The 13,575-nt window shown below is 46.8% G+C and carries 16 protein-coding genes; 7 read left to right on the top strand and 9 right to left on the bottom strand.

The features are described from left to right. Positions 1-241: 241 nt before the first annotated feature. Entirely contained in the window at positions 242-991 is a 750-nt protein-coding gene (gene hemQ / locus M3650_RS10170; RefSeq protein ID WP_019423728.1) for a hydrogen peroxide-dependent heme synthase, read from the top strand. 142 nt (positions 992-1,133) lie between these two features. Here hemQ and M3650_RS10165 read toward each other — a convergent pair whose 3' ends face one another. After that, a complete protein-coding gene (locus M3650_RS10165) occupies positions 1,134-2,300 on the bottom strand; it encodes a 2-methylaconitate cis-trans isomerase PrpF family protein (RefSeq protein WP_251574412.1) in 1,167 nt (388 codons plus the stop codon). Positions 2,301-2,463: 163 nt separating this feature from the next. Here M3650_RS10165 and M3650_RS10160 point away from each other — a divergent pair, with 163 nt between their 5' ends. Further along, entirely contained in the window at positions 2,464-3,342 is an 879-nt protein-coding gene (locus tag M3650_RS10160) for a LysR family transcriptional regulator (RefSeq protein ID WP_251574409.1), read from the top strand. Between the two features lie 48 nt (positions 3,343-3,390). Here M3650_RS10160 and M3650_RS10155 read toward each other — a convergent pair whose 3' ends face one another. The 5 genes from M3650_RS10155 to M3650_RS10140 all read right to left on the bottom strand — a co-directional run bounded on the left by M3650_RS10155 (position 3,391) and on the right by M3650_RS10140 (position 6,247). Next, complete coding sequence (locus tag M3650_RS10155) at positions 3,391-4,074, bottom strand: MFS transporter (protein ID WP_251574407.1); 684 nt, start codon at positions 4,072-4,074, stop codon at positions 3,391-3,393. A 26-nt stretch (positions 4,075-4,100) separates the two neighbouring features. Further along, positions 4,101-4,229, bottom strand: a complete 129-nt coding sequence (locus M3650_RS31915; RefSeq protein ID WP_285848398.1) for a hypothetical protein — start codon at positions 4,227-4,229, stop codon at positions 4,101-4,103. Between the two features lie 279 nt (positions 4,230-4,508). Beyond that, positions 4,509-4,685, bottom strand: coding sequence for a hypothetical protein (locus M3650_RS10150; RefSeq protein WP_251574404.1), 177 nt, complete (start codon positions 4,683-4,685; stop codon positions 4,509-4,511). 116 nt (positions 4,686-4,801) lie between these two features. Next, positions 4,802-5,047, bottom strand: a complete 246-nt coding sequence (locus tag M3650_RS10145) for a hypothetical protein (RefSeq protein WP_251574402.1) — start codon at positions 5,045-5,047, stop codon at positions 4,802-4,804. 3 nt (positions 5,048-5,050) lie between these two features. Further along, positions 5,051-6,247, bottom strand: a complete 1,197-nt coding sequence (locus M3650_RS10140; RefSeq protein ID WP_019423734.1) for an NAD(P)/FAD-dependent oxidoreductase — start codon at positions 6,245-6,247, stop codon at positions 5,051-5,053. Between the two features lie 528 nt (positions 6,248-6,775). Here M3650_RS10140 and M3650_RS10135 point away from each other — a divergent pair. Next, positions 6,776-7,783: an NAD(P)/FAD-dependent oxidoreductase gene (locus M3650_RS10135; RefSeq protein ID WP_019423735.1), complete on the top strand. Its 1,008-nt coding sequence runs from the start codon at positions 6,776-6,778 to the stop codon at positions 7,781-7,783. Between the two features lie 371 nt (positions 7,784-8,154). Here the strand turns inward: M3650_RS10135 and sda are convergent, their stop codons facing one another. Both sda and M3650_RS10125 read right to left on the bottom strand, forming a co-directional pair. Next, positions 8,155-8,277, bottom strand: a complete 123-nt coding sequence (sda, locus tag M3650_RS10130; RefSeq protein WP_311295073.1) for a sporulation histidine kinase inhibitor Sda — start codon at positions 8,275-8,277, stop codon at positions 8,155-8,157. Positions 8,278-8,588: 311 nt separating this feature from the next. Then, on the bottom strand, positions 8,589-9,251 hold the full coding sequence (locus M3650_RS10125) for a YheC/YheD family protein (RefSeq protein WP_251574399.1): 663 nt from the start codon (positions 9,249-9,251) through the stop codon (positions 8,589-8,591). Positions 9,252-9,422: 171 nt separating this feature from the next. Between M3650_RS10125 and M3650_RS10120 the strand changes: the two genes are divergently transcribed. From M3650_RS10120 to M3650_RS10105, 4 genes are all read left to right on the top strand, one after another. Next, complete coding sequence (locus M3650_RS10120) at positions 9,423-9,665, top strand: hypothetical protein (RefSeq protein ID WP_251574396.1); 243 nt, start codon at positions 9,423-9,425, stop codon at positions 9,663-9,665. Between the two features lie 111 nt (positions 9,666-9,776). Beyond that, a complete protein-coding gene (locus M3650_RS10115; protein ID WP_251574394.1) occupies positions 9,777-10,457 on the top strand; it encodes a response regulator transcription factor in 681 nt (226 codons plus the stop codon). Next, complete coding sequence (locus tag M3650_RS10110; RefSeq protein ID WP_251574393.1) at positions 10,454-11,842, top strand: sensor histidine kinase; 1,389 nt, start codon at positions 10,454-10,456, stop codon at positions 11,840-11,842. Before M3650_RS10115 ends, M3650_RS10110 begins: the two co-directional genes overlap by 4 nt. 117 nt (positions 11,843-11,959) lie before the next feature. Continuing rightward, positions 11,960-12,358 carry a DUF2871 domain-containing protein gene (locus tag M3650_RS10105; protein ID WP_251574390.1) on the top strand — a complete coding sequence of 133 codons (399 nt, stop codon included), beginning with the start codon at positions 11,960-11,962 and terminating at the stop codon, positions 12,356-12,358. Positions 12,359-13,012: 654 nt separating this feature from the next. Here M3650_RS10105 and M3650_RS10100 read toward each other — a convergent pair. Further along, the gene (locus M3650_RS10100; RefSeq protein ID WP_019423742.1) at positions 13,013-13,372 is read right to left on the bottom strand and encodes a HesB/IscA family protein; all 360 of its coding nucleotides are present in this window, start codon (positions 13,370-13,372) and stop codon (positions 13,013-13,015) included. Positions 13,373-13,575: the final 203 nt, after the last annotated feature.

Genomic DNA, 13,575 nt, shown 5'->3' with positions numbered 1-13,575 from the left:
TTATCCAAAATTCGCTAATTTCTTGAATAGTCTTAGTGTACTTGCACACTTGTGAAAAATCAACGAACATTCAGTGACATTTGTCACGTCGAAGTTGCTCATATGATAACAAATGAGCTACAATGGCTTTGAGTAATGGCTAATCGTATCGGTTGTGTTTAACAATCTTTTAGAGGTTATTTAAAAAGGTGCCTATGACCTTTTTGAATACGTACTTTATTAAATAACGGAGGATAACGACATGAATGAAGCGGCATTAACGCTAGACGGTTGGTATGCGCTCCATGATTTCCGCACGATCAACTGGACACAGTGGAAGAAAGCTGACGATGAAGAGCGCGCTCATGCGCTGGAAGAGCTTCATGCGCTGTGGTCCAATTGGACCCAGACTGAGAATGACAAGAAGGGCAGCACGGCGGTATACAGCATTGTCGGCCAGAAAGCAGACTTCGTCATTTTCCATCTGCGTGAAACGTTGGAAGAGCTCAACGAGTTGGAAAATGAATTGAACAAAACGTCCTTTGCCCAGTATACGACTCCTACCTACTCTTATGTAAGTATTGTCGAACTGAGCAATTACTTGGCGAAGCCGGGTTCCACGGAAGATCCGATGGACAATCCGGAAGTCATCGCCCGCCTTAAGCCGATTCTGCCGAAGAGCAAGCACATCTGCTTCTATCCGATGAACAAGAAGCGTGATTTGGCGGATAACTGGTACATGCTGTCGATGGAGGACCGCCGCGCGATGATGCGCAGCCACGGCATGATTGGCCGCAGCTATGCGGGGAAAGTGAAGCAAATCATTTCCGGTTCCATAGGCTTGGACGATTGGGAGTGGGGCGTAACACTCTTTAGTGATGATGCGCTGCAGTTCAAGAAGCTGATTTATGAAATGCGTTTCGATGAAGTAAGCGCGCGTTTCGGCGAATTCGGTTCCTTCTACGTTGGGAATTTGCTCACACCGGACAAGCTGAACGAAATGATGAAGTAAGTTGTAGTTCTTTCTATGCCGCGCGGTGAGAGTGGAGACCGGGAAGCCCGAGGGCGGCCCGGTTTTTTTATCTGACGGCTACTGTCGTTTCCCCGTCACTATACCCGGCATGCCCGACACACAGCCAACGCGGGGAGGCCGCTTAACCATGAGCTGCCATCACCGATACCGGAATATACGCCTCTCCTTCCATTAATCTTCTGGCGGTTCTGCCGCAAGCCGCACGAATTACATGCCAATCCGTTTCTTTCCTTTCGACAACAGCTTCCGCATACATTGTGCCTGACGGATGTCCTATACGTACAGCAGAGCCGGAGGACGATGTTAAGAGGCTAGGAATGGTTCCCGGTATTTGACAAGCTGCCGCTAACGCCATGGCTCCCCCGACAGCGTGTGCTTTATGCAGCGCCCCCATGGAGATATAACGCGATAAAATATCGATGTCCTCCGCTTGAACCGCTTGATTCGTTAACGTGATATAATCCGTCGACTGTGCGACCATGACGATCTTGGGGAGCGAATGCGTCGTCGGTCTGACTGATTCTTGGGGCCGGATCAGTCCGGCGAGAATTCCGCCCTTCACGCGAATCTGCTCCAAGGTATCTAACAGCTCTGCATTGCTGTTAATTGGATACTGGAGTTCCGTACCTTTAACACCCACATCTTGCGCTCTTACAAATACAATGGTATTGACGCAGTCAACGACACTGATTTCAAAACGCCTTCCGTCTTTAATTTGCACCGTGTCGATCGCATTGCCTGACGGCAGCATTTTTTTCGTGAAAGTGCCGCCCGAATCGAGAAAGTTCAACATGATTTTGGAAGATAATCCGGGAACGCCTGCGATTGAAAAATTGCCTTCATATTTAATTGCTCCCTGTTCTACCGGAATTTCAGCCACGATGATTTTATCGATGTTCGTATTATAGATACGGACTTCTGTTATCGGTTCGGCCAACGTTGCATAGCCTTCTTCTGCAGCATAAAGTCCGACCGCCGCGAGCAAATTTCCGCAAGTTACATTATAATCGATCACATTTTTTTCGAGGCTGACTTGACCAAAGGTATAATCGATGTGGGCCTTCGGTGTTGAAGGAGGCCCAATCAGCGCAAGCTTGCTTGTGAGACTGGTCCCCCCGCCCAACCCATCGATCTGGCTACTGTCCGGGCTTCCAAACATGCGTAAAATGATTTGATCCCGTAACGCGGAATCTTGCGGGAGATCACATCTGCGTAATATGAGCCCTTTGCTTGTCCCCCCTCGCATAATCACAGCTGGTATTTTCACCAATTGTCCGAAGCTATACATTGAAAATCACTCCTTGCCTCTATTCGAATTCTCTCGGAATCCGCCGAGCAGTGAATAATTGACTTTTCATTTTAAGTGTATTACTGTATTTGGAATAAATAAAATATTAATATTTTATTATTTTCAATAATTTTTTTCAATATCTAAATGGAGGTGAAGTAAGTTGGAGGATAAAGATTGGCTCATATTGGAGACGCTGCACAACGAACAAAACATCACCAAGGCGGCAGCGCAGCTCTACATTTCTCAACCTGCATTAACTTATCGGGTTCAGCAGTTGGAAAAAGAATTCGGGATTAAAATTGTAAATCGGGGAAGAAGAGGAATTCAATTTACGGCTCAGGGCGAATATCTTGTCAAATATGCGAAAGAAATGCGGCTGCAATTGCGGCAAACCAAAGAACACCTATGGAATATGGATAATAAGGTAACGGGAATCCTCCGGTTAGGGGTCGCCAGCAATATTGCCACTTATATACTTCCTGCCATTCTAAAACGATTTCTAGAACAGTATCCAGATGTGGAAGTGAGGGTCATGACGGATTGGAGCTCGGATCTCGTTCACTCCGTGTATAGTCAACATATGCATATCGGAATGATTCGGGGAGATTACGATTGGCCGGATGATAAGCACTTAATGATGGAGGAGAACATATGCATCGTTTCAAAACACGAAATTCATCTTCACGATCTGCCCAACCTGCCAAGAATCAATTATAAAACGGAGCCTTCGCTGCAAAATATGATAGACCTGTGGTGGAAGGAACGGTATTCGCAACCCCCGAGCATAGCCATGGAAGTCGACAAAATGGAGACGGGAAAAGAAATGGTGTTGAACGGACTCGGATATGCCATCTTGCCGACTATCGTGCTCGGCGGTCAAGAGGATTTATACAAAATTAATTTGACATCCAAGCATGGTGTTCCATTAAAACGGAAATCATGGATGATCTACAAGAAGGAATCGCTTTATCTATCTCTAATGAAGGAATTTGTTGATTTCATCAAAAATCTTGACTCGGAAGCACCAAGAAGAAGATAAGGTGACAAACGCACAAGCTCTTCTTATATCTTCTTCTTGGTCTTTAGCTCAATCGTTGTTAACAATTGCGGCTATCGGCCGGGCTTGCTTGAGCGGCTCGCCGCTATCTGCGTCGCTTTCTAATTCGTCCAAGCTGCGCTTGTTCGTTTTGGGACCAAAGCTCAATGCCATAGCCGAACCAATCCAACAAAGGGATATTAAGGTGAATACACTAGAGCTTCCAAACTCGAGTATCATAAAGCTGATGAGCACCGGGCCAAACACATTAGAGAATCTCCTAATCCGTATGTAAGTCCATAACCCGATGCACGGATATGTGTAGGATACAATTCCGATGTATACGTATATAAATTGGTCTAAGGAAATGAAGCAAGTCGAAATCCATCCGGTCACTGGAATGCCCAATAAACCAACGACAAGTGCGATGCCCTGGAATTTGCCGCGGGAAGCGGAAGGAAAAAACTCACTGATATAGGTGCTCGAATTGATCAGTGCCGCCGACACTCCCACACCGGTGAAAAAACGGAGTATTCCGAGTATAACAGGATTCCATGCCAGAGCCGTAATCATAGAAAATATCGAAAAGAACAACGTCATTATGATGATGGCCCGCTTCCTTCCGAATCTATCCGCGAACCACCCGCCAAATACCGAACCAATGAACATCCCCAGAAAGGAGCTCGACGTAATCCAACCAATCTCGGTGACCGACATCCCCCATTCTTTTTTCAATACGGGAGCTACGAAAGAGAATGTATTCAAATCTGCATACTCAAAAAAATAAATAACGCAAGCGCCATTAACGTCTTTCGATGAATCGAACCAATCGGCAGACGATCCAATCGGCCGGATACATTGATACCGCTTTCAATTGGCGTGATACGCAAAAGCTTCCACCTCCGAATTGTATTTCCCACCTAATTTCCAAGCACACATGATACGGTTTGAGCTCGCGGCATCAGCTGATTGGTTACACTATAGCACGATTTATGATATAGAAAAAATCAATCTTTTATATCATTATTGATACTTATTTATTATTCCAAATTCAATTGAATCCGATCTGCTTCGGGATGCTTGTCTCTATTTCCTTAACCTGACGCAAACACACCGCATTTGCTTTTGAAGCAAGGCATTGTCTCTTCACCGTGAACGACATGTTACGTTCATGCAGCAGTGACGCGTTCGGACTGACGGTGATTCATATTATCCGCCCCTTTGCTCCATTCTTCCCTTTCATCAGGAGGCGGCACGCCCAAGGACGACTCTGTTTTACTCCCAGTATAACGGGCCTTCACGGCATGTAATACAAACGCCATGCCATGCGCCTTATCTTCAAACATTCTCTCTTCTGACCGCATGGGAGAATGGAACTAAGGGCCATTATACGGAAGACCGACTCTACAATATGAAAAACCGCCACCGCAATAAGCTGCGGCGACGGCTTGACCATCCCTAATCATTCCTTGTCTTCATCATCTAAAGAAGCCAAATATTCTGCCGTCATACGATCACGCATGCGGCCTTTTTCCTTCAGCCGTTCGATCGCCGGTTGAATGAGCAGATCGACTTCTTTTTGCACCGTATAAGCCAAATCATATCGGTCCTGTTGCTCTAAATAGCCCCCGACTTCCATCAAAGCATTGTAACGCTCCAATTCATCGCGGGTTAAGAGCCCGCGCACTTGCACGCTGCAGTGACGCATGGCTTAGAAGAATTTCCCTTTGCGAAGCGCAAGCGAGATGCCTCCGACGATGAACAGCCAGCGGATGTCGATGATTTTCTTAAGCTGAGCAGCCCAGAAGCCTTTCAGCTTTTTCTTGCCAACTACGCCGATTGCTTCGCCTTTACCCAGGGAAGCTACCGTACCTTTGTTGTGGTATTCGAATTTCTTTAGCGGTTGGTTGCGAATTGAAGCCACGATGTTGCTTGCGCACACCGGACCTTGCTGCATCGCCATTTGCGCCGTTGGCGGGAACGGGCGATCGTTCTCCGAATTAATCATCAGCGAGTTATCGCCGATAATAAAGATATTGTCATGTCCCGGAGCGCGCAAATGTTCATCAACCTTCACGCGGCCGCGCATCGCTTCAAAGCCGGCTTGCTCAATCAGACGGTTACCGCGGATACCCCCGGTCCATACGACAGTAGCCGCTTTGATTTCTTCGCCAGTAGCAAGCATTACACCTTCAGGAGTACATTCTTTAATCGCAGTGGCGAGCTTGAAGGTTACGCCCTTCTTCTTCAGCACATCCATCCCGTATTCTACCAATTCCGGATCAAATCCCGGAAGGGCAGACGGCGCCGCTTCGACATTGTAGATATTAACCAGTTGCGGATCCACATCGAACTGCTTGCATAGCTGCGGAACACGGTCGGATAATTCGCCTACGAATTCAATTCCAGTAAAGCCCGCGCCGCCAACGATGAAGTTCAGACGGTCCTTGCGTGACTCATCTTGCTTGTAAAGGGCGAATTGATGCTCGATATGCTCACGGATAACGCGAACAGAGTTGATGCTGCGAATGCTGAACGCATACTCGCCAAGTCCTGGAATACCGAACGTCTCTGGCTCTCCGCCAAGACCGATAACCAAGTAGTCATACGACAGCGTCCCGTCTTCAAGAATAACCTTCTTATCTTGAATGCGGATTTCTTTGACCGTCGACTTGACGAAATCGATTTTGAACTCATCGATTAGCTTCGAGATGGACACTCGAGCGTTGTCGTAAGAGTCCGTTCCGGCAGCCGGCATATGCAAATGAGTCGTAAAGTAATGATAGTCATGCTTGTTGACTAACGTTACGTCCGCTTCATTATAGTTCAATTCCTTTTGCAAGCGTTGCGCTGCCATGATGCCACCGTAACCCGCGCCCAGAATTACGATTTTAGGTATGTTGCTCATCGTATATGCTCCTTCCAATCAGGTAAATCATTTTGTGTCGGTTCCTTATCCTCTCGGTTAAGCAACTAGTTAGTTCCTCATACTCCGTTTATCCTCATCAATCATTGCGCAGTTGTGAAAAACTCCACAAAAAAAAACATAGCTTGCCTATATCTCTCTCTATGTGATGTTATACAAATCATCAACCAAACACAACGTTATTATGAACTATTTACCTTAAAACAACCCGTATACTCTAAGATAAAGCGTGTATGGCCACCAATTTGTCCAACATCGACAAATTCTCGACAATTTGTATACAATTCACATGCAATGATATCGAGTTTCCAGCTAAATTACAAGCACCTTTTTAGCTGTTCCCCATAATGTAAGCGGTTTAATTAAATTTTTTTCTAGCTTGCACATTCTGGGAATTTTTCGAAAAGTATAGTTTCCTTCTTGCTCCACTAGGTTTATAATGATAGATGTGCCTAATTACACAATGACCATAATCACATGGTCAGACATCGCCATTGGAGGTGCTCTGCTTTGAATTCGCAACTTACATCGCAACAAGATGTAGTAGATATTTTAATTATCGGGGGCGGTCCTGCTGGAATGTTTGCCGCATTTTATGGCGGCATGCGCCAAGCTTCCGTTCGCCTTATCGAAAGCATGCCGCAGCTCGGCGGACAACTGGCTGCGCTTTACCCAGAGAAATACATTTACGACGTTGCTGGCTTCCCTAAAGTAACCGCACAAGAGCTCGTAAATCAATTGAAACAACAGATGGACCATTTCCATCCGGACGTACGCCTGGAAGAGAAGGTGCTGCGGGTAGAGAAACGTGACGAGCGACTGTTCGAAGTAACAACAGATAAAGGAGTCCACCAAGCGAAGGCGGTCATTATTACAGCTGGAGTGGGCGCTTTTGAGCCTCGCCGCTTGGAATTGCCTGATGCAGGACAGTACGAGAAGTCAAATCTGCACTATTTCGTCAGTGACCTGCAGCAGTACAAAGGCCAACGCGTACTCATCAGCGGCGGCGGCGACTCTGCCGTAGACTGGGCGCTTATGCTTGAACCGATTGCGGAGCAAGTAACGCTCATTCATCGTCGTGACAAATTCCGTGCGCACGAGCATAGCGTAGAACAGTTGATGAACTCCAAGGTTCAAATATTGACGCCGAAAGAGATTACGCACCTTCACGGTGAAGCCGGCCGCATCGAACGCGTTACGATTGCGGATACGAAGACGAAAGAAACGCTCGACATCGATGTCGATGCCGTCATCGTTAACTTTGGTTTCGTATCGTCCCTCGGCCCAATCTCTGAATGGGGTCTCTCAATTGAGGGCGGATCCATTGTGGTCGATTCCCGTATGGAAACAAATATTCCAGGAATCTTCGCAGCGGGTGACGTGACAACATATCCTGGCAAGCTGAAGCTTATCGCCGTAGGTTTCGGCGAAGCTCCAACGGCAATCAATAACGCCAAAGTGTACATTGATCCGACAGCAAAGCTTTCTCCGGGACACAGCAGCAACATGAAGATGTAACGAAGTCTGCCGACAATAATTTTAATATCATGATAGAACGAAAGAAAGGGTATCCTACTCCTACATCTTTATCTAATGGAGGCGGATACCCTTGTTTCATGTTTGTCCACTATGCAATGGCATAATCAGTCCTGTGTTTCAATGTCCGAACTGTTTGAACCCAGCTATCGACAGCGGCAAACTAGAGGATTATTTGGGACCTTACGCCCCTTATCAACCGGATGACCTATCCGAAGCTCACTTCACAATGCAGGCAGACGGTTCTACGAACGAGTTATGCTTGCATATAGTGTACTGTGAGCATTGCCATACCATGATGCATATTAATGGAATGGCGTGGGAGTAAAGTCAACGGCAAAGCTCCGGTCATTCTATCTGCGTACCGGCTTCTGGAAGAGGGTCGGATGAAGGCGGCGTCTTCGAATTTCCTTAAGCAGCAAAGAGATGAATTCATGATCCAATTGAAGCTGGATTGCTTGCTCATAGGAATCCATAAGCAGCTCATCGGAAAGCAAAGCCATCTCAATCACAACCTTTCCTAAATGTTTCCTGTCCGTTCTCATCATAGCACGGGTGCGAAAAATAGAACAAGCGTTTCCATTATCCACAGGTGGTTGTGGAAAAATTGTGGTTAAATTGTTGATAACCGTCGAAAAACGTTCTGGCCCAATGGGGATGATGTGGATAGTATTATTCACACCCTTTTTTGGTGTGTCTATAATAAAAATCTTTAATCAAATTGCCTAGCACAACAAATGGAATCTATCATATAGTAATAGCAAAATAGATTTACATGACAGCATCGTTATTGTGGACGCGTATTTACTTCAAATATCCAAATTCGGCCTGAGCGGTCGATACCGTAATCAAACCCGAGCTGACCGATCCCCGGATATTTCCCTTCCAAAATACTTGTGCACAATCGGGTCAACTGCCGCATTTCGCTTTTTTTCGATCGAACTCGACCACTGGATAGCGAACGTCCGATGCCCTGAGCCGCAGTAAGCATCGAGCCGCCTTTGCATAAGTTCGTCACAAACAATCCTTTCCGCGCCACTCTTCCTACCATGGAGCGAAATACCCATTTTCCGTTCTTCTTGACGACTTTGACGCGATAATCGATTGGGCGCCCGCCGACTGCTGCCAACTGAATGCCGCGCTGGATCAAATACGCTCGCTTTCTCTTCACAGAAGCTAACGAACGCATCAAGGCGTCGAAGTCGTTAAAAGAGCGGGTACGCGACATATACGTATGCCGGTAGGTCGCTCCTTCCTTCGTCACTTTAATAACCCCCGCCCCGCCGCCGCCCACGACCGGCTTGATGACAACAAACCCGTACTGATTCAGCATTTGGTGCAAGTTGGACGAATTATAAATGCGTGTCGCCGGAATATGAGCGGCAGCGCGAGCGTCCGATAATAGCGCCTCGGTCTTCAGCCACTTGCTCGCCAGTTGTCTGCTTTCCATGCGTGCACCTCCTTTCATCATTATACTTATACATACTCAGAGGCCATTCACTATTCTTGTATGATTGTCCACGGCTTCTGCCTTATTTTAATAGACTAGAGTAGAGTGAGAAGTAATGATGCTTGTCTTTTCCAAGTTTCGGATGGTATCGTATAAGATGAATGAAAAATGATGAGTTACGCATTTATGAAGATGGGAGCGACCGTCATGACTACCGCAGCTGTATTTGAAGTGTTATATTGGGTAGCCATTGTATCCATGTCCGTTGTGTTAGTACTCGTGAATGTGGGAATATTGGCGATCGGATTTCAATTTTGGAAGAAGCATAAGCGAGTTCTTGGGATAGGATGCTGGCTCTTCTCCCTATTCTGCTTCTATCTTATCTCCATCATGATCAATAAGACGTTTATGTAGCTACGTTCCGAAATCCTTGGTATCCGCTTGCGGGTGTCAAGGATTTCGTTCGTTATAACCGCTGCCGCAGGCGGATATCATAAGATTGTATTCCTCAGGAGGTTGAAGCCTATGAAAATCAACGTGCTAGTGGCAGACGACGATCCGAATATTCGCGCATTGCTGCGCCTCGTTCTCGAATCGGAACAGTATCACGTGTTCGAAGCGGCCGACGGACAGACGGCAGCGAAGATATTGGAGCACGAGACCGCGCATCTTGCGATCGTCGATGTGATGATGCCGGTTAAAGACGGCTGGGCGCTTTGCTCCGAAATTAGGACGTCATACGATATTCCCGTCATTCTACTGACCGCCTTGGGCGAGCTGGAGGATAAAGAAACAGGCTTTGCCGCAGGAACTGATGATTATATGGTCAAGCCATTTGAACCGAAAGAGCTGCTCTTCCGCATGAAAGCTTTGTTGCGAAGATATCAGATTGTATCCGATTCTATCATCCGCTTTCCGCATACCATTATTGACCGACAAAGCTATACCGTGATAGTGGACGGGCAGGAACACGTGCTGCCGCGCAAAGAATTCGAGCTGCTCGCCCAAATGGCCGCCTATCCTGGCCGCATCTTTACACGGGATCAATTGCTCGATTGGATCTGGGGCAGCAACTACGAGGGCGACGTCCGCACGATTGACGTACATATCAAGCGGCTGCGTGAACGGTTCCACGATAGCAGCAGTGACTTTCATATCGTCACCATTCGGGGATTAGGATACAAATTGGAGGTACGTGATGCATGAACACGTTATATACGCGCATTGTCCTGTTTTCCGTCGTGATCGTGCTTGTTAGCTTTGCCTCCGCATTTTTCGCAGCTAATTTTGCATACAGCCACACTCTAACCGAAAATTACGAACTTAAAATGGAAAAGGTCGGGGCTGCGCTGTCTAAGCTCGGCGAACAGATGACCAACAGCTCTTCTTCTGTCGATGAACTGCTCGATTCATTGTCCAAGCTCGGCTATCAGCTCTATGTCATTGACGAGGCCAGTCACATCAAGACATATGGAAGGGCATTCGATGACGTATCGTTGCCACCCGAAATTATCGACACCGTGTTAAAGGGCGGAACCTATCAAGGCATGCGCACCCACAAGCAAAGCTGGTTTGTTCCAACTGTGTTTGAGAACCGTCTCGAGCTAAGCTACGGAACTCCAGCCGATCTCGCCGGAGAAAGACATGCCTTGTTCGTGCGGCCGGATATGGTGCAGCAGACCGAAGAAGTGCGTATATTAGTCGCCGTACTGCTCATCGGCACCTTTGTCATTAGCCTTGTTCTCATTGCCATCAAGACCCGCTATCTCGTACGACCTCTTCTTCGGCTTACTGACGCGACGATGAAGCTGGAAAATGGAAACTACGACGTTCAACTCGACATTACACGCAAAGATGAAATCGGTGTGCTAGCGCGCAGATTTACCCGCATGGCTGCCGTACTGGGACAGGTGGACGCTATGCAGAAGCAATTCGTGGCGAACGTCTCTCATGAGATCCAATCTCCGTTAACCTCCATTCGTGGCTTGGCCCGACAACTGTTGGATCACCCGCTCCCGCCGGAGCAAGAACGGAAGTATTTGCAGATTATCGATGATGAGAGTTCTCGGCTGTCCGGTCTAGGGCGGCAGCTCCTGACCCTCGCGGCGCTGGAGAGAGGGAAAGAATCGCTGAAGCACGCCCCCTTTCGGTTGGACGAGCAGTTAAGACAAATCATTATCGTGCAGGAGCCTCAATGGGGCGAGAAGAATTTACAGCTGGATTTGGAGCTTGAAGAGGTCGTCATTCATGGTGATCCAGGTCTGCTTCATCAAGTGTGGAGCAATTTGTTGAGCAATGGGATCAAATTCACTGAACCCGGAGGCCAGCTCCATATACAATGTAGGAAACTGCTGCATGAAGTAGAGGTGATATTTTCGGATACGGGTGAAGGTATCCCCGAAGAGGCGCTCCCCTATTTATTTGATCGTTTTTACAAGTATGACAAACGAAAGGGAAATGCCCACGGAACCGGACTTGGGTTATCAATCGTGAAACGAATCGTTGAATTGCACGAAGGAACCATTCGCGCGACAAACAATACCGGCGCGGGAGCGGCATTTTCGGTCAGGCTTCCGGTAAGGGAGATATGAAAGACACGGGTTATAGAGCCATTGTAACAGTCCATTCATCTTCAGTTCACAGTTCTCGATTATACTCGCTACAAGCGGTACATAATCGTCGCATTAATTGAAAAGGAGATCATCACGTTGAGAAAACTATATGTAACTTCTTTTGCCTACGCTATTCTCGGCTTAGTGGCGGGTATCTTTTTTCGCGAGTTTACTAAAATAAACGAATACACGGCCTACACGACACTCAAACCGCTGCATACGCACATTTTGGTGTTAGGATTTATGTTCTTTCTCATTCTTACGCTACTCGCCAAAACCTTCCGCGTCCACGAAACACGCTCGTTCGATCCATGGTATTTCGTATATAACGGCGGTCTCATTGTTACCTTAATCGCTATGACAGTCCGCGGCGTCTTACAAGTAAACGGAACGGATATGAACGGATTAAATCACATCGCGGGCTTGGGACATGCCATACTTGGCGCTTCTATCATTTGGTTTATGGTGCTGCTCGGCAAAAAAATAAAAGAATAGCGACATAACTGCCCACTGTCGAATAGAAAGCTTCGTAAATAAGTAATTCGAACTGTGGATTATTTCAGGAGAGGGGGCATCCCCTCTCTTAGCTTGTCTCATCCTCCATTGGATTTATCCAATGAAATAGCATGTAAATCTCTGTGCAGGCAGACTTCATTGGAATTGATCCAATCCATTCACACTCATTTCGCTGCGTTCGCTAAAAACAGCTAATTCCACTGTACAAAATACAGTCCACGTGCCGTTCGACCGTCCAATCCGTACATTTGACTGCATATTTTCCAATGGGGCTTACTTAGAAAAATAATTCATTACTTTATAAGTTGAACTATTGAATTTCTTGTTCAGAGTTTGATACAGCTTCGTTACTTATCTCATATTGGAGAGGCGGTACTCTTTCCATTCGGCGTTTCCGATCACTCTCCCCTCCGCTCAGTAACAACGATTCCAGCATCGCCCATGCGCTCTATGGTGTGGTCGAACGGTTGATGTAATATTGGGAAGAGCGTCTCCAACTGTAGGCGTTGTGATATAAAGGTGATGTTGCTGCATCGTCTGAGAAGCACAACCATATACTATTCAAAATAAAGACCTCTCTAATGATTAATTCAACATTAACCATTAGAGAGGTCTGTCATTAACAGTTCTAGCTTAATCGTCGCATTTCTCCGCCTTGCCCTCATCCTTCGCCGTACGGAAGCTGGAGCCGCACCCGCATGTGGCGATGGCGTTCGGATTGTCGATAGTAAATCCGCCCGACATCCCGGATTCTTTAAAGTCAATGACGAGGCCATTCAAATACGGCATGCTTTCTTTATCAATGACGATTTTCATGCCGCTCACTTCCATATGAACGTCCGCTTCGTTCTCTTCATCATCAAAGCCCATTCCGTATGAGAATCCGCTGCAACCGCCTGGGCGCACGCCTAGACGCAGGAACAAACCCGCATTTTCTTCTTGAGCCATCATTTCTTGTATTTTTTCAACCGCAATATCGCTGATTGTAATCATTCTAATCCCTCCTCGTATTTCTAAGTATAACCATCCAGCTTGGCAGATACAAGAGAACGAAGTTGATGGAAAATCCACCCTTTCAGATCCTCACATGTATTGCCCCATCTGATAGGCAAGAGTATAATGGAAATGACTAGCTAATGTGATACGTCTCACTGCAATCCTCCGACGGAACGTCTCCGCCGCGGAGTTTTTATTTT

Origin of the sequence: Paenibacillus sp. MER TA 81-3, from assembly GCF_023713585.1 — a bacterium.
In the GTDB taxonomy this organism is placed as follows: Bacteria; Bacillota; Bacilli; order Paenibacillales; family Paenibacillaceae; genus Paenibacillus_B; species Paenibacillus_B profundus.
The sequence above is the reverse complement of the archived record's forward strand: the minus strand, read 5'-3'. Positions and strand labels throughout refer to the sequence as shown.

What these genes read in the sequence shown, in the direction of transcription:
- M3650_RS10140 (WP_019423734.1), bottom strand. Translation starts at nt 6,247, where the DNA reads ATGAGCAACATACCTAAAATCGTAATTCTGGGCGCGGGTTACGGTGGC.
- hemQ (WP_019423728.1), top strand. Translation starts at nt 242, where the DNA reads ATGAATGAAGCGGCATTAACGCTAGACGGTTGGTATGCGCTCCATGAT.
- M3650_RS10110 (WP_251574393.1), top strand. Translation starts at nt 10,454, where the DNA reads ATGAACACGTTATATACGCGCATTGTCCTGTTTTCCGTCGTGATCGTG.
- M3650_RS10165 (WP_251574412.1), bottom strand. Translation starts at nt 2,300, where the DNA reads ATGTATAGCTTCGGACAATTGGTGAAAATACCAGCTGTGATTATGCGA.
- M3650_RS10125 (WP_251574399.1), bottom strand. Translation starts at nt 9,251, where the DNA reads ATGGAAAGCAGACAACTGGCGAGCAAGTGGCTGAAGACCGAGGCGCTA.
- M3650_RS10120 (WP_251574396.1), top strand. Translation starts at nt 9,423, where the DNA reads ATGAGTTACGCATTTATGAAGATGGGAGCGACCGTCATGACTACCGCA.
- M3650_RS10145 (WP_251574402.1), bottom strand. Translation starts at nt 5,047, where the DNA reads ATGCGTCACTGCAGCGTGCAAGTGCGCGGGCTCTTAACCCGCGATGAA.
- M3650_RS10115 (WP_251574394.1), top strand. Translation starts at nt 9,777, where the DNA reads ATGAAAATCAACGTGCTAGTGGCAGACGACGATCCGAATATTCGCGCA.
- sda (WP_311295073.1), bottom strand. Translation starts at nt 8,277, where the DNA reads ATGGATTCCTATGAGCAAGCAATCCAGCTTCAATTGGATCATGAATTC.
- M3650_RS10150 (WP_251574404.1), bottom strand. Translation starts at nt 4,685, where the DNA reads ATGTTTGAAGATAAGGCGCATGGCATGGCGTTTGTATTACATGCCGTG.
- M3650_RS10100 (WP_019423742.1), bottom strand. Translation starts at nt 13,372, where the DNA reads ATGATTACAATCAGCGATATTGCGGTTGAAAAAATACAAGAAATGATG.